Source organism: Bacillus sp. FSL H8-0545, assembly GCF_038006105.1.
Classification (GTDB): Bacteria; Bacillota; Bacilli; order Bacillales; family Bacillaceae_G; genus Bacillus_A; species Bacillus_A cereus_U.
The window spans coordinates 351,815-376,102 of the sequence record NZ_JBBOUO010000001.1 but is presented as its reverse complement, the minus strand read 5'-3'; the positions used below and the strand labels follow the sequence as shown (position 1 = coordinate 376,102).

Here is a 24,288-nt window from a genome sequence, read left to right as displayed (position 1 = left end):
AGCTTGCTTTTTCATCGTAAAATATATCTATTATTGATTTGCTTTTTTTATAGTCTCTTTTTCCTCTATATGTTCCTCACGATATGAAATATTATGAGGATCCAATCCATTTCCTAAAGAACCATAGAAATGCTCCCTATGCGGATCAACTAATTCACTTCCGTGATAATACACACGTGGTGTATTCCAAAGTGCTGCCAATGCTTTTGTCATCGGCATTTCGTGATAGCGTTCCGGCCACATTTCTTTAATTTTATCTTTTACTAATGGATAGTATTTAGAACTCATAGCAGGAAACAGATGATGTTCTGTATGGTATGAGAAATTGAAATGTAAAACGTCTACCCAGCGCGGCACTGTTACTGATAAACAGTTTGCTAATGGATCATTTACTGGAACAATTGGATTTAAGCGGTGATTTGTTGCGATATACGCCATTACAATAAAGTTAGCAATTAACAACGGAATCACGTATGCAAAGAACCACTTTGCAGGTCCCATAATAAACAATAAACTAATCCAAACTGTCCAGGGCAAAAGAAGTTGAAGCCATACAGATTTTTGATTGGATGACTTAAATTCTTTTATAAAATGAAAGAACATTCGAGTCGAATGTAACGTAAATTGAATTGTTAGTGACAGAAAACTAAAGAATGAACGTACATGAAGAGGCATGCGATATACCCAACTCAAAAACTTACTCTTTTTCAGTTTCTCAAATGTCGGCCATGCATCTGGATCATTCTCTTCATGCTGTGTGTGAACATGATGCGTTGCATTATGCCACTTTCTCCAAAGTTTTGGGCCAGTTGATAATGGCATAAATGCTATCGCACCTAAAAAATCACGAAGCCATGCCTTTCTTACAACTGTTCCATGTAAAATTTCATGTCCTAAAAACCCAAGTGAAGCAAAACATAATCCAAGAACAATTGCAATTCCTAGATTTGCCCACACATTCAATTCAAATACACCGATCGTTATTAAACCAGCCAATGCCACAAGTAAATAAGCCAGTCCACCAAATAAACGATTAGGAACTGGTTTAAATGCTTTTTTCGGCAAATGTGGTGATACACGCGCTGCATACCACCCAAACGTATGAAGCTCCTTCATCCTTTTGCCCCTTTCTTATGCCGCGCCCTGCGCAACTTGCATATATTAATTCTTGCTTCCAGATTGATTTTACTACGTGATCCAAAAAGCATTTATCATAAGGAAAATATACTCACTCTATCGTCACTTATTTTTCCGCTTTTATTATCAATGAAAAACATTTCTCTTTTTACTCTCTATCAACCTTTCCACATGATGAATCATAACAATAGAATTTCTATATTGTCAACAACTTTTATGACCTAGTAATAAAAGTTGGTTATATTTTTATAATTATACTTTATTTCACTAAAGAAAAAGCATAGATTTCATAAGGCTTTATCCGCTATATATACACATCCACTTAAACAACACAGACTCTATCTCATTCAAGAACTCTCTATGTAATCAACAAATGGAATCACTTGAATTTAGCTTTATATAAATCCTACTTCTTCATACTGCCCCAATAAAATAATTATATTAAAATAATTTTATCTTTCGTTTAATAAAAATAGAACGCTACGAAAACAACATACATGAATTCCATATAATATGGAAATATTAAAAGGAAAATTGTTCTAATTTAGGAGGTTTTCAAAATGACAGATGACACATTTCCGCAGTTACCATCATCCTATTGGATTGAATCTACTCAATTTCCTACTTTTCCTCATTTATCCGAAAATATAAAGACCGAAGTTGCCGTTATCGGAGCTGGTATTACAGGCATTACCACCGCCTATTTACTCGCTAAAGAAGGAATGAAAGTCGTTTTAATTGATTCTGGTTCTGTTTTAAATGGAACAACTGGGCATACAACCGCAAAAGTAACAGCCCAACATGATCTCATTTATGATGAATTAATAAACAATTTTGGTGTTGAAAAAGCTCAACTTTACTACGAATCAAATAGTAAAGCTCTACAATTCATAAATGAGACTGTACAAACATATAAAATCGACTGTAATTTCACAAATGAAGATTCTTATTTATATACAACTACCAATAATGGCCTGCGAAATTTAACGAAAGAATATGAAGCCTATCAAAAGTTAAATATACCTTGTGACTATGTTCAATCTCTGTCGATTCCTATTCCCGTACAATCTGCACTTGTGATGAAAAATCAAGCGCAATTCCATCCCCTCCTTTATTTAAAAACACTTTTAGAAAAGTTTGTGGAAATGGGCGGAATGGTTTATGAGCAAACAACAGCTATTGATGTGGAAAAAGGAGATTATCCACAAGTAATTACAAAGGGTGACCATCGCATCACTTGTAAATATATTGTCTCTTGTTCACATTTTCCTTTTTATGATGCTAATAGCTTTTTCTTTACGCGAATGTACGCAGAACGCTCCTATGCTCTCGCAATAAAAGCAAAAACAGATTATCCAGGGGGCATGTATTTAAGTATCGATGATCCAAAACGCTCCATACGTTATACGACAAGCAATGGAGAAAAGCTGATATTGATTGGCGGAGAGAGCCATAAAACAGGCCAAGGAATTAATACGATGCTTCATTACGAAGCACTCTATTCTTTTGCTGAAGCAACTTTTGGAGTAGATGAAGTTCCCTATAGATGGTCAGCACAAGATTTAATCACGCTAGATAAGCTTCCTTATATCGGACATATTAACGAAAGGAATCCAAATATATTTGTGGCAACTGGATATCGTAAATGGGGAATGACGACTGGAACTACAGCAGCTCATTTACTGAAGGACTCCATTCTAAAAATCCACAGTCCATATAAAGAACTGTTTGCACCATCACGCTTTCATGCAAATCCAGATATAAAAACTTTCCTCTCTCAGAACATTGATGTTGCTAAACACTTAATTGAAGGAAAAATTGAAACCGCATTACGTAAGCCAGAAGATCTTGAAGTTGGCGAAGGATCTGTTGTACATGTCAACGGTAAACGAGCAGGTGCTTATAAAGATAAAGAAGGAAAATTACATATCGTCGATACAACTTGCACACACCTCGGCTGTGAAGTTGAATGGAATAACGGTGATTGTACGTGGGATTGCCCTTGTCACGGTTCCCGTTTTTCAATTGATGGGGATGTTATGGAAGGTCCAGCAGATCAACCATTAAAACGAGTTGATAACGAATAATTACAGATTCAGCGTGAATTTTCATTTACTCCCTTTCGTAAGACTAATCGTAACTAGCGCCGTTTTCTTTACTCCTAAAACACAAAAAAGAGCACAAACTCACTTGTGCTCTTTTTCATATACTTCAAACAACATATTTCGAAATAATGTATTCAAACTCTCAATATCAATCCCTAATCTCTTTTCAATACCTTTCACGTATTGCTGATAATAATCAATTTGTTCTTCTAAAAATTGATTTAGCACCTCAATTTTCAATCCAACGTCCAATTCAGTACCTGCTTTTTTCTTTATTAATAACTTTTCAATTTCATCTAACACGCTACGTTCTAATATTAATTCTGTAATCAATCGATCAAATTCTACAGGAGGCAAAGTCGATTTCTCCTCTAACCATTTACAAGCTAAAATAGGACGTAATACATAAAAGTACTTTTTCAACTTTACATTCTCACCTTGCAAAAATTCACGATAGTTTTTTGAAGCCATATGTAAGTAATGATATATCGTTGATTTCGGATTAAAATCCTTTTCACTCATTTGCTGAAGTTCTTCTGGAAGGTTAGAGTTTTTCGAATAAAAAATCGGTGATCTAATCCATTCGAGTAACGCTGGATTAGATTTTGCAAATAGTTGCAATGCCTTTTTAAGATCCCAGCCACTTATGTCTAAATCATCACTAATTGGGTATTCAATCACATCACGTTTATCATGAATTGATAAATACCACTCTACAGGACGTATATAAACAAACCTAACATCATAATCACTATCTTTCGATGGAAATCCCCACGCCCGGCTCCCTGATTCTACAGCAAATAAAATTTTCACATCATTCTCTTTTTCAATTCGTTCTAGTTCTAATTCAATTTTCTCTCTCATTTCATATCCTCCCCATTTTTTGATCATTTCCCTGGAAATCCGACAAATATAAGACTAATTTTACCAGATACTAAAATAGCTGTCAGAAAATTCCCGACAGCCTAACAAAACATCTATTTTTTCTTTTCAATTACAGTAACTGCAATTCGTTCAATCTCTTTTTGGATTTCTTCTCTATATGCATCGACTTTTGAAAAATCCATAGCGGCAATATAAATTCGTTCTAATTTATCACGAACTGATTTTGCCTTTGCTAAGAAAGACATCGCCTCATTCATTTTTGTTTTATACTGAATTGAAACGTCGCGAATTTCCTTAGCATATTTTTCATCTGTCCCTGGTGCAACAATGAGATCATACATATCGATAATCTCATCCCCCTCACGGCTCGGAAAGTATTCATGCGGTGCTGTGCTATCAAAAATTGCAAATCCTAATTCCCTTACGATAATCATATCGAGACTATTTGGATCAAATCCACAATGATACACTTCTACTTCAAAACCTTTTTCTTCTGCTTCCTTAGCTAATTTTTTAAGCATTGTTGATTTCCCAGAACCTGGGCGGCCTTTTATAAAATAGCGATGCGGAAGCCCTTCTGTCAAATTAGGAACGAAATCAACTGCTCCCTTCGGTGTAGCAGCACCTAAGAAACGATGTTTCACAATTGATTTCTTCCCGCCTTTATCTGCAAATAATTTCTGTATAAGCTGATCTGTTAATTCGTTTGCTTTATTAAAATCAATGTTATTAATATATATTTTCTCCCACTCATCATGTATAACTAGCGCCTCTTTAAAACACCCGTAAGCTGCTTGAAAGGCTTTGCTTGCTTCTGAAACAAATCGTTCAATCTCTATTTTCTGCTTTCTTAATTTATCTGAATCCCAAGCAACGCCTAAATTTATATACTCTTCTACAACTCCAGGCATTTTCGGCTCAATAACGTGCGGTGATGTACCGTCAACAATCCCTACTTTTAATTTTGGAATAATCACACCATCAACTGATTTATTGTCAGAAGAACAATGTAAAAATTCAATATTATACCCTTTATCGACCCATTCACGCCCTATTGCCTTTATTAAAGAAGATTTTCCCGTTCCTGGGCCTCCCTTTAAAATAAACAACCTGTCTAACCCCTTCAAATTCTCTTCGTATAAGCTGTGAAATCCTCTAGCTGTATTTCCACCGGCATAATAATTCAATACATTCCCTGTCACTGCACTCACTCCTTCGCAGCATTCTACTTACATAAGCTACAATATGCGAAAATCTTTATTTGGGTGAATACCTATTTTGTATTGCACTAAAAAAGCAAAGATCACTTTTGACCTTTGCTTTTATATTTTTTATTTAAGTTAAGAAAGAATTGTTCCACCCTTGGACGTACCCAAGCTAAATAATCTTTATCTTTCTTCTTTGTACAAGCTATCTCTTCTCCATCTATCATTCCGACAAGCTCTAGCTCTAACAGTTGCCTCGTGAATGCTAGCATATTTACTTCTTCTGCCGGATACTCTTCTTTTAATTTCTCCTCAATTTCTCCTAATGAAAAACCGTCACGCATCATTGCTAGTGCATCAATCCAAAGTGGCGGCATTTCATATGTTTCTCCTGTAATTGTATCTTTTACAATATAATTTAATCTCTCTTTTCGAAATTGAATTGTGTGTAAACATACAGTTGAATTCAATGTTAATTCCATCATACCACCCCTTTCATCATATCTGCATAGAAAAAAGGATGCGCGTGCACCCCTACTTTTCTTTTCATAACACTACCGAACCGTTACATGAGCTAAAAGCTCTATGTCGATATTTTCCTCCATTATAAACGAAGTGTTTTATAAAAAAAACCCTTCTTTAAACATTTTATAAAATGTTTATATTTACACAACAAGAACACTTTTCTGAAAAGTAATTTCGTCTAATGTACTACACTGTTGGTAAATAAATTTCTACTTTCGTTCCTACCCCCATACTACTTTGAATCGCGATACTCCCTTGATGTTCTTCAATAATTTTATATGTAATCATTAATCCAAGTCCTGTACCATTCTCTTTTGTTGTATAAAAAGCTTTTCCGATCTTTTCTATTTCCTCATTTTCTATCCCAAAACCTTGATCTTCAACAGAAATACACAAGTTCTCTCCAACTTTTTCATATGCATGAATCTGAATATCCCCACCTTCTGGCATCGATTCAATTCCATTTTTGATGATGTTTAACAACACTTGTTTTAATTGCTTATCATCACCATTTATAACGGGTAAATTTCCATCTACTTGCAAATGAAATTTCACTTTATATTGAGTCGCATAGCTTTCCATTAACTGTACAACATATAAAAGGATTTCCCGTATATTACACCCTTCATAATTTGTTGGTTTCGGTTTTCCTAATAACATCAATTCACTAACAAACTCATTAATTCTCTCAATTTCTTGCAGCATAATCTCATAGCTCATCGTATCTTCAAGATTTCTTTCTTTTTGAATTTGTGTAAATCCTTTTAAAGCTGTTAATGGATTTCGAATTTCATGAGCGATTGTTGTAGACATAGTCCCAATAACAGCTAAATTTTCTGTCTCTTTCATATTGTTCATCATCTCAACAACTGTCCTTACATAAGATTGAAATCTCTTTAATAAAGAATGCGAAATGATGAAAAAGAATATACATAATACAAGCGGAATCACAACTTTTATATCTTGTAATATCAACGTGAAAAATACATATTTTCCAATTACACTACAAGAAACGAAATAAAAATATTTTCTATTCACGAAAATCGGTGCAAATAAAATTAAAAATATTTCAACCATATTTCCCTGTTCAAAAACACGATCACTGTGTAAATAAATCATTAAGTTATTAATAAGATCAATAAGCATGTACCCAATTAAAAATAAATATTTTACAAAATATACATAACCTTGTTTTTGAAGATATATTGAAATAGGAAATAAAGATATTACTAATATATATACACCTATTCCCATACCACCTTCTGGCCACCCTACCCTTGCTTCATTAATATTCATAGCAGGATAAACGAAATAATAAATAACATCATATAAAAAGAATATAATATAGAATAATAATATAAATACTTTTAAAGCTTCTCTTTCTTCATAAATCAAGCTCTTGTATTTGTTCATATAAAAACTCCTCTTGATCAATACCAAAAAACATTTCAACTATTATCTCTTTAAATTATAATTATGAAATTGCTTTCAGGGCAACATGTAACCTTCTCATACTATAAAAGGAAGGAGATACAGCTCCTTCCTTTTCAGTCACAATTTATATCCATCTTACCCTATCATTTAGCAATCCATCTGTAAAATTATTATGTCCTACTACAAAATCCTTCATATATAAATTTAAATATTCCCCATACTTACTTTCAGTATTTAATAATAATTCTTCTACATAATAAGCACCTTGTCCAAAAGTATCTAACAGTAAACTACATAAACCAGCATAAATTCCACACCCTACTTGAAAGTACGTCGCATTTGTTTTATATTTTTGAAAAACTTGGCTACTATTCATTACATTATACATGTATGTCTCATTATTTTCATAAACGAGTAACACACCGACTAAATCTTCTCCTATAATATCATCTTCTGCTGGATTAAATACTTTACGATTCCAATTCCATAAATCTTCCACTTTATCTAAGTTCTGTCTAATTAAGTTTGTTGTATACTCATTAATCCGATAAAGAAAACCCACTTCCATATTAAAAGATTTTCCCAAGATTAAAACTTCTTCATGCGGCATTAAGCAACCATAAAATTCTTTTTCACCTAAATTCACTTTATACTCTGAAGCATATACATCCTCATAAAAGTAAAGTGGACGATGATGGCTCATATACATAGGATAACTCCATATCGCTTCATCAAGAAAACGCTCTACTGCCCATGATGCATAAAGTGTATGAGGTTTTATTAGCCCTTTATCACCCAAAAATGAATTATCATGTTCTACAATATAGCATGCTCGCGGCTTTTCATTTGGACGTTCTTTCATAAGTTCAACAACCATCCATTGAACAACACCCGGATTCATACCTGAGCCTATAATCGCTCTTGTATTTGTAAATGTTTCTTTCTCCTTCTCAAACCTCGTATACCTTTCAGTAAGCTGAAAACCAAGTAAACTATCGTCTTGATCTACTGCCTCATTTTCCAAAGCCGAATTAATGTAACAAATGCCAAGGTCATTACAACAACTCAGTACCCTAATCGTATCTGCCCCTGAAACATCAATAACAACCTTCGTTCTTTTTTCTTTTAAATGTTGTTTAAATTTGACTACATCTTGAAGGTTTATTTCATATAAAAAAAATTGCCCTTTCAGATTTGGAAACAACTCATCATAATAACTTTTATCTTTTTGTTTTATATCCACCAAATGGAAGTTCACATTCTTTATAACTTCATAAATTGGATCTTTTTCATTTACTACCGCTTGATTCAAAATTGCTAACACTGCTTTTGCTGCCCCACCAGCACTGCCAAGTAATGTAATCGAAAACGCATTTGGAAACTGCTCCACAAACAAAACCCCTTTAATAGATTAGTTGAGCAGTACTTCCTCAAAAAATGAATTGAATACAATAAAAGATAGCTCGTACAGATTTTTTATAATTTCGTACAAGATTACCTCTTCATAAGTAAAAAATAGTAACATACTTATATATTCAATTCGCTTTCCCCCTCATACCCAAATAGCGGTAAACAAATAGGCTCGACCTTTTCTTCCGCATATATAAAAGAAAAAGCCAGCCCTTTAAACTAGCCTACGGACAATGGACAGATTTCACATGTTGAATATTCACGTACATTTTTGCGTCACGTGCTTTTAATATTTCAATATGTCCTTCATCAATTTTCACCATTTTTCCAATTTTATTAGATTCCTCACCTAAATCAAACACCATAATTCTCCCAGCCATTTTAATAAGCTGTTCTTCAAACGTTCTAGCTAAAGTAATATTTAAGGGATTTACGGGGAGTTCATTTTTATTGAGGGAATAAGGTACTTGGTTCTCTTTATAAGGAATTAACCATTTCAAATGCTTTAAAGATATATATACCGTTCTATAAACTGGGCTATAAAAAACAATATAATCGTTCATTACACTTGTAACATAACCGTGTATTGGAGCATTTCCTGCCACATAAATTTCTGTAAAAATCCCTTTAGATGTACTTAATACTTTTCTCAAAGAAATTGAAGGTGATTCCCTCTTAATTACAGAATCCACATCTGGTTTTAATATTTCTTCATCATACTCTCTTAAAAATCTATAATATTGAATATGATATAAAGATATATATACATAGTCTTGTCCATTGTAAAGAACAACAATATCATTCCCTACATCAATTAATACACCTTTAAATCTTTTTTCACCGATTAATTTAACGTATATATTTTCTCCAATATTTTTGTTTAACTCATTCATCTATATCCTCCTTTCTATGGAATTGCACTTTTCTGTCTTCCATTTCTAAAAAATAATCAGGGGCAATGTTCTGTCTTTTAATAGTAAGAATTCTTTTTCATATACCGCGAAATTATTGCAGCGAAATATGAAATCGTTCTTCACTTTCAATCATAATGCCCCTCTTATTTATTAAACATTATTCTTTTTCATTCTTTTTACTTTTAACTACTTGACTCACACTCTTAATATGAGAATTAATTACATAAATGACTTCATCACAGTTTACTAGTGTAATACAATTATCATGTATATCACTTAATAAACCTTCCACACACTCTGGTCCACCACGATTAATCTTTATCCACTTATACTTCAAGTCATTTAATACATCTAAAAAAGTATCTTCATCAGCGTAGAAACATGAACCATAGTCTTCTTGTGCTTCTTTCACTTTCTTGACTAGACTCTTCACATGTTTCAGTTGATAATACACCACTTCTCCAGGAGGTAATTGTAGTGTAAGGTAATCTTTTCCTAACAATGACAGTACACCTACTCGACTTTCCGGTCCGCGAAGATTTACTTTTACATTCTCACCGACTAAACCTTTGATTTGATCACAGCATACTACACCCTTCAAATTCGTATCCTCCTTTCTGTATTATCTTCCTCTACTTGATTGTCTTTGTGCGCGAGCTCGACTTGAATTATTGCTGTTTTCATTACTTTTCTCATCGCTACTCTCATCACTACTCTCATCGCTCTCTCCACTTACTGGTGCATTATAATTAACACTTTTAATATGAGATAGTGCAATTAATACAACTTCTTCTTTTATAATTAACGTTACATAATCGCTAGAAACATCTTGTAAAATACCTTCAATTTTCTCTGGACCACCACGATTAATTTTTACCCAGCGGTATTTGAAGCCTTGAAGTAGCGTTTCAAAGTCTTCTGCACTGTCTTCTTCCGGCCATACAGAATCACCTATCCCACCATCTTTCGTATTTTTTGTAATGCTTTTCAGATGGCGAAGCTGGTAGTAATGGTACTCTCCTTTTTCATTCTGTAATACGAAGTAGTCCGCATATACTGATACTATTGCTCCTTTTTGAGATTCTGGTCCACCTCTGTTTACTCTTACATAAGATCCAATTAAACCTTCCAAAAAATCCCAATTAAATAAACTCACGAGAAAACCCCTTCCATTAATTTATAAGCTTTTGCACTGATAGTATATGTATCTGTACAGGTTACGTTCTCTATGTTTGTCCCCGCTATGAAAAAATATGCTTTTAACATGTAGTACTAATACCTACGAAACCTTCCTCCGCTTAAATGAATCCTAGGGTTTCCGGTAATTTTTTGTATCTTAATACAAAAAGATCCCGTAATAAGATACATTCCTGCATATCTTATTACGGGATCTTTTCATAAATTTAATCTTCGTCCTTAACATCCATATCTTCCGGAATTGGTTCGTTTAATATTTCTTCCACTAACTGTTTATATTTCTCCATTTGCTCTAAATGTGTATTAAATTGTTCTTTATTTAATAAATATTGCTCTCCATCGAACAACGCACGAACTTTCTTTTGCTGAATCAAATCTTCAACATAAGATTTTGGTAAATTCAAATACTCCGCAGCCTCTTCTATCGTTATATACAATGTGTTCATTCCTTTATTATTTTTTCATATATATACTGTATCTTACTTTATTTTTGTAAACAAATAAAAAAGATTTTGTAAATACAAATTAAAAAGCAGGTAGATGCATTCCATATATTGTATAATAGTATAGTAAGTATTTTTTTAAATATAGAATGGTATTACCCATTTACACAAAGGAGAGTTAACATATGGCTACTCGTCACATCATTACAATGTTAGAAAAAACATTACAAGTTGAAACAGAAAACACAATTTCTCATCTATCTAATTCTTTATCCGATCGTATTCTTTCACAAAGTGCAGCAGTACATGAAAACAATTGCTATCGTACAATTGGCGAATGGTACAAAAATCATTTCTTATTCCAACAAGATGATTTCCTTTGGGCTAAATACGTTTTCTATGACGTATATTGTGAGGCTATAAAAAAACAAGGTCATCTTACAAAACGCGTTCGCCAAATATTAGAATCATTAGCTCGAAAACACGGAAAACAATACATTGCGTCTATACTAAATATACCATTTCCTAATGAACAGGAAAAAGGGACAGCATAAACCAATCCTAGATTCATTGTTTTCTAGAGAGATTACAAATAAAACGTTCATGCCACATGAACTAATGAAACCGGTGTCATGATAATGATTGAAGATATAATAAACAGGAAAACCCCCATTTACCTCTCTCGTCCATACGAATAGAGAAGTAAATGGGGGTATACTTGTTTCTTTATTAATTCATCATCTGCTTTATCAATTCTCGATTTCTCTTCTTAAATACTTCATTATGCGAAGAAACCATTCCGTACTCACTTGCATCTGGTTGAATAAATTGTTTCGCTTTATTCACAGCATTTCCAGCATCTTGGAACGCTCCTGCGATTAAATGTAATTTTCCATCATGCTTTAAAATATCTCCAGCGGCATATAACCCGTCTACCGAGGACTCACTATTTGCATTCCCTGCAATATAATAATTATCAACAATAGCGACATCTAGCTCACTATTTTCCAATAATGTAATGTCACGTTCATATCCATGATTAATAATAACTTCTTCAACAGATAAATGAGAAACCTCTCCAGTTTCATGATTTGTTAATTCTACATGTTCAATCGCTTCATGGTTATCACCGGCAATTAATTTTGTAATCGATGTATTAAAGAAACATTCTGCCGAACTGTTCATAAGTTGTTTTACTTGTGCTTCATGACCAGATAATTCTTCTTTTCTATATGTTAAATAAACTTTTTTCGCAATCGGTTCTAATTCATTTGCCCAATCAATTGCAGAGTTCCCTCCGCCTGAAATAATTACCGTTTTATCTTTGAAACGTTTTAACGATTTAACTGTATAATTTAAATTTGAGACTTCGAATCTCTCAGCACCTTCAATTGATAACTTTTGTGGATTCAATATACCACTCCCAGTTGCGACGATCACTGTTTTTGAAAAATGTTCTTCCCCAGAGCTTGTTTTCAACGTAAAAATACCCTCTTCATTACGAATAATTGATTCTATTTTTGTATTCAATACAACTTCAGGTTGAAATGTTAATCCTTGTTGTACAAGTTGCTCAATTAATTTCTCACCAGTAACCGGTAACAATCCGCCAATATCCCAAATCATTTTTTCTGGATAAACATGTATTTTTCCACCTAACTGTGGTTGAAATTCTATTATTTTCGTTTTCATCTCTCTGAGTCCACTATAAAAAGCTGAATAAAGCCCTGCAGGTCCTCCGCCTATCACAGTTACATCAAACAATTCTTCTCGATTCATTCGTGCCCACTCCTCAGCTATTAGTCATTGATTATCATTCTCAATAAAATATAACCTGTTTCCGCAAAATTTACAATCAAAATTACTATTGACAATACACCTATATAAAATTATATTATTTAAAGAATCAATAGTGATAATCATTATCAGTTTGTTAATAATTAGCAAATTTGGGATTACATCTTCTTTCATTAATATGGTCAATACTATATTGTGAAATCTCATATTCAAGATTTTTAATAAATATTTTGTATTCTGTATTACCACTACTCTTTCAAAAAGATTGCAGTTAAACAAATTATTGTATACACATATCATCTATTTAAAGGAGAAAGACGATGAAAAAATTATTTATTTCACTAACAGTTCTGTTCGTCCTTGTTATGAGTGCTTGTAGCAACGGTTCAACAGACAAGAAGAACGACGCAAAAGGTAAAAAATCAGAAACAATTACATACCAATCAGAAAATGGTAAAGTAGAAGTTCCAGCAAATCCACAACGTGTTGTTGTCCTATCATCATTCGCTGGTAACGTAATGTCATTAGGTGTAAACCTTGTTGGGGTAGATTCATGGTCTAAACAAAACCCACGTTTCGATAGCAAACTGAAAAATGTCGCTGAAGTATCAGATGAGAATGTTGAAAAGATTGCAGAATTAAATCCAGATTTAATCATTGGTTTATCAAATGTTAAAAATGTTGATAAGTTAAAGAAAATCGCTCCTACTGTAACATACACTTACGGAAAAGTTGATTACTTAACACAACACTTAGAAATCGGTAAATTATTAAATAAAGAAAAAGAAGCAAAAACTTGGGTTGATGATTTCAAGAAACGCGCACAAACAGCTGGAAAAGACATTAAAGCGAAGATCGGTGAAGATGCAACAGTTTCTGTTGTTGAAAACTTCAACAAACAGCTTTACGTATATGGCGAAAACTGGGGCCGTGGAACAGAAATTCTTTACCAAGAAATGAAATTAAAAATGCCTGAAAAAGTAAAAGAAAAAGCTTTAAAAGAAGGATACTACGCATTATCTACTGAGGTATTACCTGAGTTCGCTGGTGATTACTTAATCGTAAGTAAAAACAAAGATACTGATAACTCATTCCAAGAGACAGAATCATATAAAAACATTCCAGCAGTGAAAAATAATCGTGTATATGAAGCAAACATGATGGAATTCTATTTCAATGATCCACTTACATTAGATTTCCAACTAGACTTCTTCAAGAAGAGCTTTCTTGGTCAATAATACAAACAAGAGGAATTCTTAATTTAAGAATTCCTCTTCCTTTATTCTATGAAAAGAAAAGATGTGAAACTGATGAAAAAAGAGCAAGACAACCTACGTTCCAACGCTTTTACATACAAATTAATTTTGAGTATCATTGCATTCTTTCTTATTTTTATGTTTGCAATGGTATTAGGTGCTGCAGATACTTCTATAAAAGACGTATGGTTAGCACTCACTTCCTCCGCTAAAGGAGACAAAATATCTATTATTCGCGAAATACGTTTGCCACGTGAAGTTGCTGCTATTTTTGTAGGAGCTGGACTTGCTGTTTCTGGGGCGATTATGCAAGGATTAACACGAAATCCACTTGCCGATCCGGGATTACTAGGCTTAACTGGTGGCGCAAATGCTGCACTTGCACTAACACTTGCCTTCAATCCTTCTATAAGCTACCTTTACTTAACACTAGCTTGCTTTATCGGTGCTGCAATTGGCGCTATTATGGTATTTGGAATTGGCATGGTGAAAAAGGGCGGACTTTCCCCTCTTCGAATTGTATTAGCTGGTGCTGCTGTTTCAGCATTTCTACTTGCAATCTCAGAAGGTGTTGGCATTTACTTTAAAATTTCACAAGATGTATCAATGTGGACGGCTGGGGGCGTAATTGGAACGAGTTGGAGCCAATTAAAAATTATTATTCCGGTTATTTCAATAAGTATATTTATCGCTATCTTACTTGCAAAGAAATTAACAGTTCTTAGTTTCAGTGAAGAAGTTGCCGTTGGACTCGGTCAAAAAATTATCGTTATTAAAACGATTTTATTTATCATTATTATCTTGCTTGCTGGTGCTTCTGTAGCACTTGTCGGAAACATGGCATTTATCGGACTTATGGTACCCCATATGGTTCGTCCAATCGTTGGACCAGATTACCGTTTTGTTATACCGATGTCAGCGATCGCTGGTGCTTCCTTTATGCTGCTCGCAGATACAATCGGACGTACAATTAACGCTCCGTATGAAACACCAGTTGCTGCAATTGTCGCAATTGTAGGATTACCATTCTTCCTATTTATTGTACGTAAAGGAGGAAAAGCTTTCTCATGATGCAATCTATTCTAAAGAAACAACGCCTTATCATACTTGCATTACTTATACTTACCATCACAACAATTGTAATTGGAATGGGACTCGGTTCTGCCGCTCTCTCCTATGACAGATTAATTCCAACACTTATGGGACAAGGTACATTTAAAGAAGAATTCGTTTTATATTCTTTAAGGCTACCTAGAATCGTCATTACATTATTAGCCGGTATGGCACTCGCTTTATCAGGTGCTGTATTACAAGGTATTACCCGAAACGATTTAGCTGAACCTGGTATTCTCGGCATTAACGCTGGTGCTGGTGTTGCAGTTTCTGTTTTCTTTCTATACTTCCCGATAGACGTAGGTTCATTTCTTTACCTACTACCATTCGTTGGATTTATCGGTGCGTTTCTAACAGCTATTCTAATTTACGTATTTTCATATAGCAAATCAACAGGACTTCAGCCAATACGATTAACATTAACTGGTATCGGTTTTTCCTTTGCACTATCTGGAATGATGATTGTCCTTATTTCATCTGCAGATCGTATGAAAGTAGACTTTATCGCAAAATGGATTGCCGGAAACATTTGGGGGGATGACTGGACATTTGTTTTAGCGATGCTTCCATGGCTAATCGTATTAATCCCATTTGTCTTCTATAAAGCAAATCGATTAAATATACTAGCATTAAACGAGCCAGTAGCAATCGGTGTTGGAATTGAAATTGAAAAAGAGCGAAGATACTTATTAATCGCAGCCGTTGCACTTGCTGCCGCTGCTGTTTCCGTAACAGGAGGCATTAGCTTTATCGGACTTATGGCTCCTCACATCGCCAAATCTTTAGTAGGTCCAAGGCATCAAATCTTCATGCCAATCGCTGTTTTAATTGGTGGATGGCTATTACTATTTGCAGACACAATCGGACGAAATATCGTTGAACCTAACGGTATTCCAGCAGGGATTGTCGTTGCTTTAATTGGTGCACCTTACTTTATGTATTTGTTATTGAAGAAGGCATAGAAAAACCCCCTCAAGATTTTTTCTTGAGGGGGTTTTCATTTCATTCTACTGCTGCCCATACCCTTCAAACTTCTTCGCCAAATTCTCCATCTCGTCTTCTGGCAGTAATTTCGGTTCTCCGATACTTTTCGTTTGATAATAAATTTGAGCACAAAACTCTATTTCTTCTGCAATAGTAAACGCCATTTTTATATTATTCGCACCGGCCATTAAACCATGATTCGCAAGTAAAACTGCACGACGATCAATCATTCCTTCAAAAGCAGCCTCTGCTAATTGCTTCGTACCAAATGTTTCATACGGTGCACAGCGAACATTCGGACCTGCAAAAGCAATTAAATATGACACAGCAGGAAGTTCCCATCCTAATGATGCGATTGTCTTCGCATAAGGAGAATGTGTATGTACAAGCGCATTTATATCTTCACGATTTCTATAATAGATAAGATGCATATCTAATTCACTTGATGGTTTTCTCTCTCCCTCTATCACTTCACCATCTAAATTCAATATAACTACATCTTCAGGCGTCGTTTCATAATAATCTAGACCACTTGGGCTAATTGCAACAAGACCTTGTTCACGATTGAAAATACTAATATTTCCCCCCGTCCCCTTTGTTAAACCACTAGAGATCATTTTCTTTCCATACGCTACAATTTCTTCTCTTTCTTTTTGTAATAACATATACATCCCCCTAAGTATGAAGCTTATGATGACTGACTATATATATCTACTTACTAAAATAGCTTTTTTAAATTCTCCGTAAACGGTGCTTTCACAATTCCTTTTTCCGTAATAATCGCTGTTACATTGTCAGATGGCGTGACATCAAATGCCGGATTGTATACTTTACTTTCTTGCGGAGCAGAGTATTGTCCGAAGCGATTGATCACTTCAGAAGCATCCCTTTCTTCAATTGGAATTTCTTTTCCTGTCAGTGTTTTCAAATCAATTGTCGGCGTTGGTGCTGCTACATAAAACGGAATGTTATAATATTTAGCCAAAATCGAAACACCTAATGTTCCAATTTTATTTGCTACATCCCCGTTTGCTGCTACACGATCACATCCAACGATTACTGCATCAATTTTCCCTTGTGACATGACCATTGCTGCCATATTATCTGTAATGACCGTTACATCAATTCCCGCTCGCTGCAGTTCTAATGCTGTTAACGTTGAACCTTGTAATCTAGGGCGTGTTTCATCCGAATAGATTTTTAAGTCCCATCCTTTTTCTTTCGCTAAGTACATTGGAGCTGTCGCAGTACCATACTTAGTCGTTGCTAACGCACCTGCATTACAATGCGTTAATACCCCCATGCCATCATGAAATAATGTTAATGCATGTTCTCCAATTTGACGGTTAATTTCTTCATCCTCTCTATGAATCTCTTTTGCTTCTTCTAATAATCTATCTTTCAACTGCGCAATTGATAAGTGAGCATTCTCTTTCGCTACACTTTCCATTCTTTCAAGCGCCCAAAATAAATTTACTGCCGTCGGTCTTGATGTCGCTAAGTATGCACATACCTTTTTTGCTTCCGCTATGAATTCTTCCGCCGAACTTTTCGCAACTTCCTTTATCCCTAAATATACACCGTAGGCTGCTGAAACACCTATTGCCGGCGCTCCTCGTACTTTCATTACTTGAATCGCATCCCACACACCCTCAGCCGTTTTAAAAGATTCATAGACTACTTCGTTCGGTAATACCGTTTGATCCAATAACACTAAAGCATCATCTTTCCACTGAATTGGTATTAATTGCTCTGCCATCATCTTCTCCCCTTATTTCGCACTATGCATTGACTGTTTTTTTAACGTTTCTACAAAACTGCTACCTGTTTTATATTGATTCGCTTGTAAAATAAACTTCTTCGCTACTTGAAGACAAATTCGCTCCGCTCTAGCACGCGCCGCGTCATTCTCAATACAAATAATATCCTTTACCTTCGCTAGACCAACAATACGACGAATTAACTCAAGACCCGTTACTGCAGCTGTATCCTCTAATACAGATTGTAAATAAACTCGGTTAAAGCCTTCTTCCTTCGCCATAATCTCTGTCACATGAATATCCCAAGCATCTAAAAACTTCTTCTTAAATAAATCAATTACATCTATCATGGTAGATTCTATCCAGTTCATATATGTATCTTTCTCAATACCAGATTGCATCACTGCATCTGCATTCACCCATGCAAACATTAAATTTGCCATTATATTTCCAACGTCATATCCCATAGGTCCATAAAAAGCAAATTCAGGATCAATAACCTTTGTAGAATCACTTTTTACAAAAACAGAACCAGTATGTAAATCACCATGAAGTAGCGCTTGTGCATTCGTCATAAACGAAAACTTAAGTTTTGCTACTTCCATACGAAGCTCTTTATCACTATAAATATGCTCCCTAATCCATCCTTCATTTAATTGAAACAATTCGTTTCGTTTATTATGGTTTGTGAATGGCTCTGAATATACGAGGTCCTCTGTAATCTCACATAACTCAGGATTTATATAATTCTTCACGAGTTCCTTCTTTTCTTTATGATTCATTACAACATCTGATGTTAATAGAAGAGTGTTTACCATAAAAGTAGTTAAATCCTCAGCAAGCTTCGGAAACATTTGATGATTTATGAGTGCTGTGCGCAATATTGTGTGATCTGATAAATCTTCCATCACGCAACAATTCATCACACTATCGAACAAATATACATTTGGCACGAGTCCAGGTGCTAACTCTCCTTCTAATCGCAAAACATCTGATTCTATACGAATTCGATTCGTCGACAACTTAAACTCATCTGAAATACGCGCTGTATCCCCAGCTTGCTTTACAATGACAGAAATGTTCTTCTGTTCATCCCAAACGCGGAACACATAATTTAAATTACCATCACCTATTTCTTTACACTTTAGCCCCTTTGCATGTTCGAACTTAGGTAATTTCTCTTGCACATATGCAATCACATCTTTAGCTTCCATTAAAAAATACTTCGTGAACTTAGACATGGTTTCCCCTCCACACTAAATGTAAACGTTTTCTAAAAGCCGTAAAAAATAATAGACTGAAATTTTTTCAATCTATACTATATCTTCTCTATTGCAATACATATCTCGCTTTTATTATATCTTGTTAGAAATGAGCGTCAATGTTTCTATTTCTCATTGCAATATACTTCTTATTATATATATTTAAGATGACAATAATTGTTCACAAAGATTCCGATACATTTTGTTTTATTTATTGCACAATTCTTTGTAAAATAGAAGTAAGCAGTTCCTTTTCAAATCCACAACTTCTAAGAAATATTTCCTTCCTAAGAATTTATACTTACACCATGTCTCTAACATACACACTACTCTTTCAAACACTCATTGAAAATTTATGACTTAAAAATTACCTTTTAATTCCCTAACAACCTTAATTGAGAATAAATATTAATTAAATTGGTATAAAGTTGGTTTATTCTCTTGACAAAATAACCACTTCTATATGATAATTAATATCGAATTAGAATTATTATAGTTAATTAAAAAATATATTTTATGAGCAAACTAATTTCCGATGCTCATAACCAACCTTTAGGAGGAATTTTAATATGTTATTAATCGGCACAGAAGTAAAACCGTTTAAAGCTAATGCTTACCATAATGGAGAATTTATTCAAGTTACTGACGAAAGTTTAAAAGGAAAATGGAGTGTAGTTTGTTTCTACCCAGCTGACTTCACATTCGTTTGCCCAACTGAACTTGAAGACTTACAAAACCAATATGCAACTCTAAAAGACTTAGGTGTTGAAGTATACTCTGTATCTACAGACACTCACTTCACTCACAAAGCTTGGCATGATAGCTCAGAAACTATCGGCAAAATCGAATACATTATGATTGGTGACCCAACTCGCACAATCACTAGCAACTTCAACGTTTTAATTGAAGAAGAAGGTCTTGCTGCTCGTGGTACATTCATCATCGATCCAGACGGCGTTATCCAATCTATGGAAATCAATGCTGACGGTATCGGTCGTGACGCAAGCATTCTTGTTAACAAAATTAAAGCAGCTCAATACGTACGTAACAACCCAGGTGAAGTTTGTCCAGCTAAATGGCAAGAGGGTTCTGCAACACTTAAACCAAGCCTTGACCTTGTAGGCAAAATCTAAGGAGTTCGATCAAAATGATACTAGATGCAGATATAAAAACACAACTATCCCAATACCTTCAGTTAATGGAGAACGATATTTTACTTAAAGTAAGCGCAGGAGAAGACAACGTATCTAAAGATATGTTAGCTCTAGTAGATGAATTAGCTACTATGTCATCTAAGATTACAGTAGAAAAAGTTGAACTAGAGAGAACACCAAGCTTTAGCGTAAATCGCCCTGACGAAGACACTGGTGTCGTATTCGCTGGTATTCCATTAGGACACGAATTTACTTCATTAGTGTTAGCTTTACTACAAGTTAGTGGACGTGCTCCAAAAGTTGAACAAAAATTAATCGATCAAATCAAAAACATTCAAGGCGAATATCATTTTGAATCTTATATCAGCCTAAGTTGTCATAACTGTCCTGATGTTGTACAAGCTCTTAACGTAATGAGCGTTCTAAACTCTGGTATTACACATACTATGATTGATGGCGCTGCATTTAAAGAGGAAGTAGAAAGCAAAGACATCATGGCAGTACCAACTGTTTACCTAAACGGCGAATCTTTCGGAAGTGGTCGTATGACACTTGAAGAAATTTTAGCTAAAATGGGTAACGGTCCAGATGCATCAGAGCTTTCTGATAAAGATCCATACGATGTTCTTGTTGTTGGTGGCGGCCCAGCTGGTGCAAGTGCAGCAATTTATGCAGCACGTAAAGGCATCCGCACTGGTATCGTTGCTGAGCGCTTCGGTGGTCAAGTAATGGATACTATGGGTATTGAGAACTTCATCAGCGTAAAACGCACTGAAGGTCCTAAGCTAGTAGCAAGCCTTGAAGAGCACGTAAAAGAATACGACATCGATGTAATGAATCTACAACGTGCGAAACGTTTAGAGAAAAAAGAACTTATTGAAGTGGAACTTGAAAACGGCGCTATTCTGAAAAGTAAGAGCGTAATCGTTTCAACAGGTGCTCGCTGGCGTAATGTTGGCGTACCGGGTGAAGCTGAGTTCAAAAACAAAGGTGTAGCATACTGCCCACACTGTGACGGTCCATTATTCATCGGAAAAGACGTAGCGGTTATCGGCGGTGGTAACTCTGGTATTGAAGCAGCTATCGACTTAGCAGGTATTGTTAAGCACGTAACTGTTCTTGAATTCATGCCAGAATTAAAAGCTGATGCTGTATTACAAGAACGTCTTAACAGCTTACCTAACGTAACTGTTCTGAAAAACGTTCAAACGAAAGAAATCACTGGTACTGACAAAGTAAACGGTATTTCTTACATCGATCGTGAAACTGAAGAAGTTCATCACGTTGAATTACAAGGTGTGTTCGTTCAAATCGGTCTTGTGCCAAACACAGACTGGTTAGGCGAAACAGTTGAACGCGTTCGCGGTGAAATCGTAACAGACAAGCACGGCGCTACAAACGTACCAGGAGTGTTTGGTGCAGGTGACTGTACAAATAATCCGTACAAACAAATCATCATCTCTATGGGTTCAGGTGCGAATGCAGCTTTAGGTGCATTTGATTACTTAATCCGTAACTAATTATATAGACGTGAGTTTTACAAAAGCAGGTGCCAAGGCACCTGCTTTTTTTATAATCCTAATGTATAAACTAAAAATCTCTCATTCCCATTCTTATCATAAGCACCCGGTAATCTAACTTCTCTCTTCAATTCAAAAGCAGTCTGATTCTCCAAGAAGAAAATATAATCTTCAGAAGGGTAGTATAAAATAATATCCACTTTCCTCTCTATTTCCTCTACCGAAAGCAAAATGTTATTTACTACATTCATAAACACTTGGACAGAAAATGGATTGAAGAAATAAAACCGGTTATCACGTGGATCAATCTCATATTCCTGTGCTAAACAACATTCAAATTGAATTTTATCTTTACTGTTTCTTACCTTCCTTGCATAACGCTCACGGTTTTCCATTGCTTCTTTATAAAACGCTTCATTCATTTCAATTCCAACCGCTGATGCATCGCACTTATGGTGCATGTAAAAATTCAATCTCCCTTTTCCACACCCAAAGTCTACAATTCGATCGCTACTTTTTATTTCATATTGATTCAATAACTCATCCAACCCGCTATACGGTGTCGGTTCATAACGGTGATAGTGCATAGATTTATTAAACCCTTTTTGCTCACCAACGGTTTTTATATTTAATACAGCATCGTAATATTGTTCGTTCATTTTTTTCTCCTATTAACAAATGGTACTTATTATTATACACCATGTACTAGAGGAGAATTTTTCATCAAATTAATTGGTACGTGAAATTATACCGCCGCAAAATCGAATATATCGACTTAACGACAAATTCCTACAAAAAACAGGAGCTTTCTAGCCCCTGTCTTCCAGCACTTTCAATACAGTCTGTTTCAATATTTCTACTCCATCCATTATACAGCTATGATCAAACTTCATATACGGATGGTGTAATCCAGGTTGTAAGTTCGCCCCTAGTCCAAGCATGACAGCTTTTAAATGCGGTCTCTTCACTGTGTAGTAATGGAAATCATCGCTTCCTGTCGTATACAGTGGTCCAGTACATCCCTCTTCCCCGTATACTTCAAGAATACCTTTTCGCATGAAACGCTCAGCTTCTTCTGACACTTCAGCTCCTGGTGCGAGATCAATCCACTCATAAGAAAGTTTAGATCCCATTGATTCAGCTGACTGAATTACTTGCTCTATTTTTCGCTTCAATTCATCTAGTAATATGTTATTTTCTGCTCTTACATCTAAACTAAAATGTCCGTTACCTGGAATAATATTTAGATTATCACCACCAGCTTGGCATCTCGTCATCTTAACAGAATAAGACGTCTGCGGCGGTAACCATATATTTTTCAATCCAATATTGATCATCGAAATGACATCAATTGCATTTATACCTTGATGCGGGCGTGCCCCGTGTGCATCATCTCCATGAATCATACCTTCTAAAAATCCTGCTGCTCCGTGACGAATAGATGGTGCAGCTTGTTTCAAAGGCAGTTCTTCAATCGGTCTTAAATGAACACCAAATAAGAAATCAGCATCATCCACGGCGCCCTTCTCTACCATCTTTAAGGAACCATTTCCTTTTTCCTCTGCCGGCTGAAAAATAAATCTAACAGTACCGCTATCCCATCTCATATTTTTCAATTGTAAAATAAGGCCCATCACAATCGTCATATGAGCATCGTGGCCGCATGAGTGATTCGCTTTAAATTCTCCGTCTACTTCTTGCCATAGTGCATCCATATCAGCACGAATCGCGATAACTGGATTCCCTCTTCCGATTTCAGCAATCACGCCAGGGCAATCATCAAATATTTTATATGAAATTCCTTCTTCTTTTAGAAAGTTAGTAATATAAGCTGTCGTTTCATATTCCTTCCAGCTTACTTCAGGGTTTTCATGTAAATGCTGAAAAATTTCAGTTAAACGCTCTTGTAGTTCTAATGTTTTCAAAGCTTCATTCTCCTTCCCCTAATTACAAACCATTCAGATTAATTATACTTATGAAAAACAGATGTTTTTATGAACATATTGAATTTTAAGAAAAAAGTCAATTATTTATTTTTTAATACCGTTAATACCCGATTTCAACTCATCTTATAAAGATATCCATACAAATAGAACATTCGATATTTTCTGTTTTTATGTTGACGCTTACATCTATTTTTAGTTATTATAACTTAATAACGTCTATTTTGCGACAATTCTAAAAATA

General features: G+C 35.0%; 23 protein-coding genes. 7 read left to right on the top strand and 16 right to left on the bottom strand.

All coding sequences use genetic code 11. From position 1 onward, the window contains the following. Window positions 1-30: 30 nt before the first annotated feature. Window positions 31-1,116 carry a fatty acid desaturase family protein gene (locus tag MHI07_RS02020; protein WP_002159446.1) on the bottom strand — a complete coding sequence of 362 codons (1,086 nt, stop codon included), beginning with the start codon at window positions 1,114-1,116 and terminating at the stop codon, window positions 31-33. Between the two features lie 581 nt (window positions 1,117-1,697). Here MHI07_RS02020 and MHI07_RS02015 point away from each other — a divergent pair. Continuing rightward, a complete protein-coding gene (locus tag MHI07_RS02015; RefSeq protein ID WP_340821670.1) occupies window positions 1,698-3,224 on the top strand; it encodes an FAD-dependent oxidoreductase in 1,527 nt (508 codons plus the stop codon). 99 nt (window positions 3,225-3,323) lie between these two features. On the opposite strand, the gene MHI07_RS02010 is transcribed toward MHI07_RS02015, so the two are convergent. From MHI07_RS02010 to MHI07_RS01970, 9 genes are all read right to left on the bottom strand, one after another. Next, the gene (locus MHI07_RS02010; RefSeq protein ID WP_002159448.1) at window positions 3,324-4,106 is read right to left on the bottom strand and encodes a nucleotidyltransferase domain-containing protein; all 783 of its coding nucleotides are present in this window, start codon (window positions 4,104-4,106) and stop codon (window positions 3,324-3,326) included. A 113-nt stretch (window positions 4,107-4,219) separates the two neighbouring features. Further along, the gene (locus MHI07_RS02005) at window positions 4,220-5,338 is read right to left on the bottom strand and encodes a PRK06851 family protein (RefSeq protein ID WP_078173530.1); all 1,119 of its coding nucleotides are present in this window, start codon (window positions 5,336-5,338) and stop codon (window positions 4,220-4,222) included. Between the two features lie 92 nt (window positions 5,339-5,430). Continuing rightward, on the bottom strand, window positions 5,431-5,814 hold the full coding sequence (locus tag MHI07_RS02000) for a hypothetical protein (protein WP_033710503.1): 384 nt from the start codon (window positions 5,812-5,814) through the stop codon (window positions 5,431-5,433). Between the two features lie 229 nt (window positions 5,815-6,043). Beyond that, entirely contained in the window at window positions 6,044-7,270 is a 1,227-nt protein-coding gene (locus MHI07_RS01995) for an ATP-binding protein (protein WP_340821665.1), read from the bottom strand. Window positions 7,271-7,415: 145 nt separating this feature from the next. Further along, on the bottom strand, window positions 7,416-8,681 hold the full coding sequence (locus MHI07_RS01990) for a hypothetical protein (protein WP_016103415.1): 1,266 nt from the start codon (window positions 8,679-8,681) through the stop codon (window positions 7,416-7,418). A 244-nt stretch (window positions 8,682-8,925) separates the two neighbouring features. Then, window positions 8,926-9,594, bottom strand: a complete 669-nt coding sequence (locus MHI07_RS01985; protein ID WP_340821661.1) for a DUF2642 domain-containing protein — start codon at window positions 9,592-9,594, stop codon at window positions 8,926-8,928. A 178-nt stretch (window positions 9,595-9,772) separates the two neighbouring features. Beyond that, complete coding sequence (locus MHI07_RS01980; RefSeq protein ID WP_340821659.1) at window positions 9,773-10,216, bottom strand: spore coat protein; 444 nt, start codon at window positions 10,214-10,216, stop codon at window positions 9,773-9,775. Between the two features lie 21 nt (window positions 10,217-10,237). Then, complete coding sequence (locus MHI07_RS01975; protein WP_340821657.1) at window positions 10,238-10,771, bottom strand: spore coat protein; 534 nt, start codon at window positions 10,769-10,771, stop codon at window positions 10,238-10,240. A gap of 247 nt (window positions 10,772-11,018) precedes the next feature. Next, window positions 11,019-11,258, bottom strand: coding sequence for a helix-turn-helix domain-containing protein (locus MHI07_RS01970; RefSeq protein WP_080018159.1), 240 nt, complete (start codon window positions 11,256-11,258; stop codon window positions 11,019-11,021). Window positions 11,259-11,440: 182 nt separating this feature from the next. Between MHI07_RS01970 and MHI07_RS01965 the strand changes: the two genes are divergently transcribed. Then, window positions 11,441-11,809: a hypothetical protein gene (locus MHI07_RS01965; protein WP_340821655.1), complete on the top strand. Its 369-nt coding sequence runs from the start codon at window positions 11,441-11,443 to the stop codon at window positions 11,807-11,809. 175 nt (window positions 11,810-11,984) lie between these two features. Here the strand turns inward: MHI07_RS01965 and MHI07_RS01960 are convergent, their stop codons facing one another. Continuing rightward, entirely contained in the window at window positions 11,985-13,034 is a 1,050-nt protein-coding gene (locus MHI07_RS01960) for an NAD(P)/FAD-dependent oxidoreductase (protein ID WP_340821654.1), read from the bottom strand. A 338-nt stretch (window positions 13,035-13,372) separates the two neighbouring features. Here MHI07_RS01960 and MHI07_RS01955 point away from each other — a divergent pair, with 338 nt between their 5' ends. Genes MHI07_RS01955 through MHI07_RS01945 form a run of 3 tightly spaced genes read left to right on the top strand, consistent with a single transcriptional unit; the run spans window position 13,373 to window position 16,383 of the window. Then, on the top strand, window positions 13,373-14,290 hold the full coding sequence (locus MHI07_RS01955; RefSeq protein WP_002159458.1) for an iron-hydroxamate ABC transporter substrate-binding protein: 918 nt from the start codon (window positions 13,373-13,375) through the stop codon (window positions 14,288-14,290). 48 nt (window positions 14,291-14,338) lie between these two features. Continuing rightward, entirely contained in the window at window positions 14,339-15,379 is a 1,041-nt protein-coding gene (locus MHI07_RS01950; protein WP_340821650.1) for a FecCD family ABC transporter permease, read from the top strand. Then, on the top strand, window positions 15,376-16,383 hold the full coding sequence (locus MHI07_RS01945; RefSeq protein WP_340821648.1) for a FecCD family ABC transporter permease: 1,008 nt from the start codon (window positions 15,376-15,378) through the stop codon (window positions 16,381-16,383). The genes MHI07_RS01950 and MHI07_RS01945 overlap by 4 nt, the downstream gene beginning before the upstream one ends. A gap of 45 nt (window positions 16,384-16,428) precedes the next feature. On the opposite strand, the gene MHI07_RS01940 is transcribed toward MHI07_RS01945, so the two are convergent. The 3 genes from MHI07_RS01940 to mtnK are packed head-to-tail and all read right to left on the bottom strand — an operon-like array spanning window position 16,429 to window position 19,406. Next, window positions 16,429-17,070: an L-fuculose-phosphate aldolase gene (locus MHI07_RS01940; protein ID WP_002159461.1), complete on the bottom strand. Its 642-nt coding sequence runs from the start codon at window positions 17,068-17,070 to the stop codon at window positions 16,429-16,431. A gap of 53 nt (window positions 17,071-17,123) precedes the next feature. Then, window positions 17,124-18,164: an S-methyl-5-thioribose-1-phosphate isomerase gene (gene mtnA / locus MHI07_RS01935; protein WP_002159462.1), complete on the bottom strand. Its 1,041-nt coding sequence runs from the start codon at window positions 18,162-18,164 to the stop codon at window positions 17,124-17,126. A gap of 12 nt (window positions 18,165-18,176) precedes the next feature. After that, window positions 18,177-19,406 carry an S-methyl-5-thioribose kinase gene (gene mtnK, locus MHI07_RS01930; RefSeq protein WP_002159463.1) on the bottom strand — a complete coding sequence of 410 codons (1,230 nt, stop codon included), beginning with the start codon at window positions 19,404-19,406 and terminating at the stop codon, window positions 18,177-18,179. A 590-nt stretch (window positions 19,407-19,996) separates the two neighbouring features. On the opposite strand from mtnK, the gene ahpC reads away from it, so the two are divergent. Beyond that, window positions 19,997-20,560 carry an alkyl hydroperoxide reductase subunit C gene (gene ahpC, locus MHI07_RS01925; protein WP_002115711.1) on the top strand — a complete coding sequence of 188 codons (564 nt, stop codon included), beginning with the start codon at window positions 19,997-19,999 and terminating at the stop codon, window positions 20,558-20,560. Between the two features lie 14 nt (window positions 20,561-20,574). Continuing rightward, window positions 20,575-22,101: an alkyl hydroperoxide reductase subunit F gene (ahpF, locus tag MHI07_RS01920; RefSeq protein WP_340821640.1), complete on the top strand. Its 1,527-nt coding sequence runs from the start codon at window positions 20,575-20,577 to the stop codon at window positions 22,099-22,101. A 50-nt stretch (window positions 22,102-22,151) separates the two neighbouring features. Here ahpF and MHI07_RS01915 read toward each other — a convergent pair whose 3' ends face one another. Next, complete coding sequence (locus MHI07_RS01915) at window positions 22,152-22,760, bottom strand: SAM-dependent methyltransferase (RefSeq protein ID WP_002159465.1); 609 nt, start codon at window positions 22,758-22,760, stop codon at window positions 22,152-22,154. Between the two features lie 150 nt (window positions 22,761-22,910). After that, a complete protein-coding gene (locus tag MHI07_RS01910; protein ID WP_002159466.1) occupies window positions 22,911-24,026 on the bottom strand; it encodes a M20 peptidase aminoacylase family protein in 1,116 nt (371 codons plus the stop codon). Window positions 24,027-24,288: the final 262 nt, after the last annotated feature.

Coding starts and splice junctions, on each gene's coding strand:
- MHI07_RS02020 (WP_002159446.1), bottom strand. CDS start 1,116: ATGAAGGAGCTTCATACGTTTGGGTGGTATGCAGCGCGTGTATCACCA.
- MHI07_RS02015 (WP_340821670.1), top strand. CDS start 1,698: ATGACAGATGACACATTTCCGCAGTTACCATCATCCTATTGGATTGAA.
- MHI07_RS02010 (WP_002159448.1), bottom strand. CDS start 4,106: ATGAGAGAGAAAATTGAATTAGAACTAGAACGAATTGAAAAAGAGAAT.
- MHI07_RS02000 (WP_033710503.1), bottom strand. CDS start 5,814: ATGGAATTAACATTGAATTCAACTGTATGTTTACACACAATTCAATTT.
- MHI07_RS01995 (WP_340821665.1), bottom strand. CDS start 7,270: ATGAACAAATACAAGAGCTTGATTTATGAAGAAAGAGAAGCTTTAAAA.
- MHI07_RS01985 (WP_340821661.1), bottom strand. CDS start 9,594: ATGAATGAGTTAAACAAAAATATTGGAGAAAATATATACGTTAAATTA.
- MHI07_RS01970 (WP_080018159.1), bottom strand. CDS start 11,258: ATGAACACATTGTATATAACGATAGAAGAGGCTGCGGAGTATTTGAAT.
- MHI07_RS01965 (WP_340821655.1), top strand. CDS start 11,441: ATGGCTACTCGTCACATCATTACAATGTTAGAAAAAACATTACAAGTT.
- MHI07_RS01960 (WP_340821654.1), bottom strand. CDS start 13,034: ATGAATCGAGAAGAATTGTTTGATGTAACTGTGATAGGCGGAGGACCT.
- MHI07_RS01955 (WP_002159458.1), top strand. CDS start 13,373: ATGAAAAAATTATTTATTTCACTAACAGTTCTGTTCGTCCTTGTTATG.
- MHI07_RS01950 (WP_340821650.1), top strand. CDS start 14,339: ATGAAAAGAAAAGATGTGAAACTGATGAAAAAAGAGCAAGACAACCTA.
- MHI07_RS01945 (WP_340821648.1), top strand. CDS start 15,376: ATGATGCAATCTATTCTAAAGAAACAACGCCTTATCATACTTGCATTA.
- MHI07_RS01940 (WP_002159461.1), bottom strand. CDS start 17,070: ATGTTATTACAAAAAGAAAGAGAAGAAATTGTAGCGTATGGAAAGAAA.
- mtnA (WP_002159462.1), bottom strand. CDS start 18,164: ATGGCAGAGCAATTAATACCAATTCAGTGGAAAGATGATGCTTTAGTG.
- mtnK (WP_002159463.1), bottom strand. CDS start 19,406: ATGTCTAAGTTCACGAAGTATTTTTTAATGGAAGCTAAAGATGTGATT.
- ahpC (WP_002115711.1), top strand. CDS start 19,997: ATGTTATTAATCGGCACAGAAGTAAAACCGTTTAAAGCTAATGCTTAC.
- ahpF (WP_340821640.1), top strand. CDS start 20,575: ATGATACTAGATGCAGATATAAAAACACAACTATCCCAATACCTTCAG.
- MHI07_RS01915 (WP_002159465.1), bottom strand. CDS start 22,760: ATGAACGAACAATATTACGATGCTGTATTAAATATAAAAACCGTTGGT.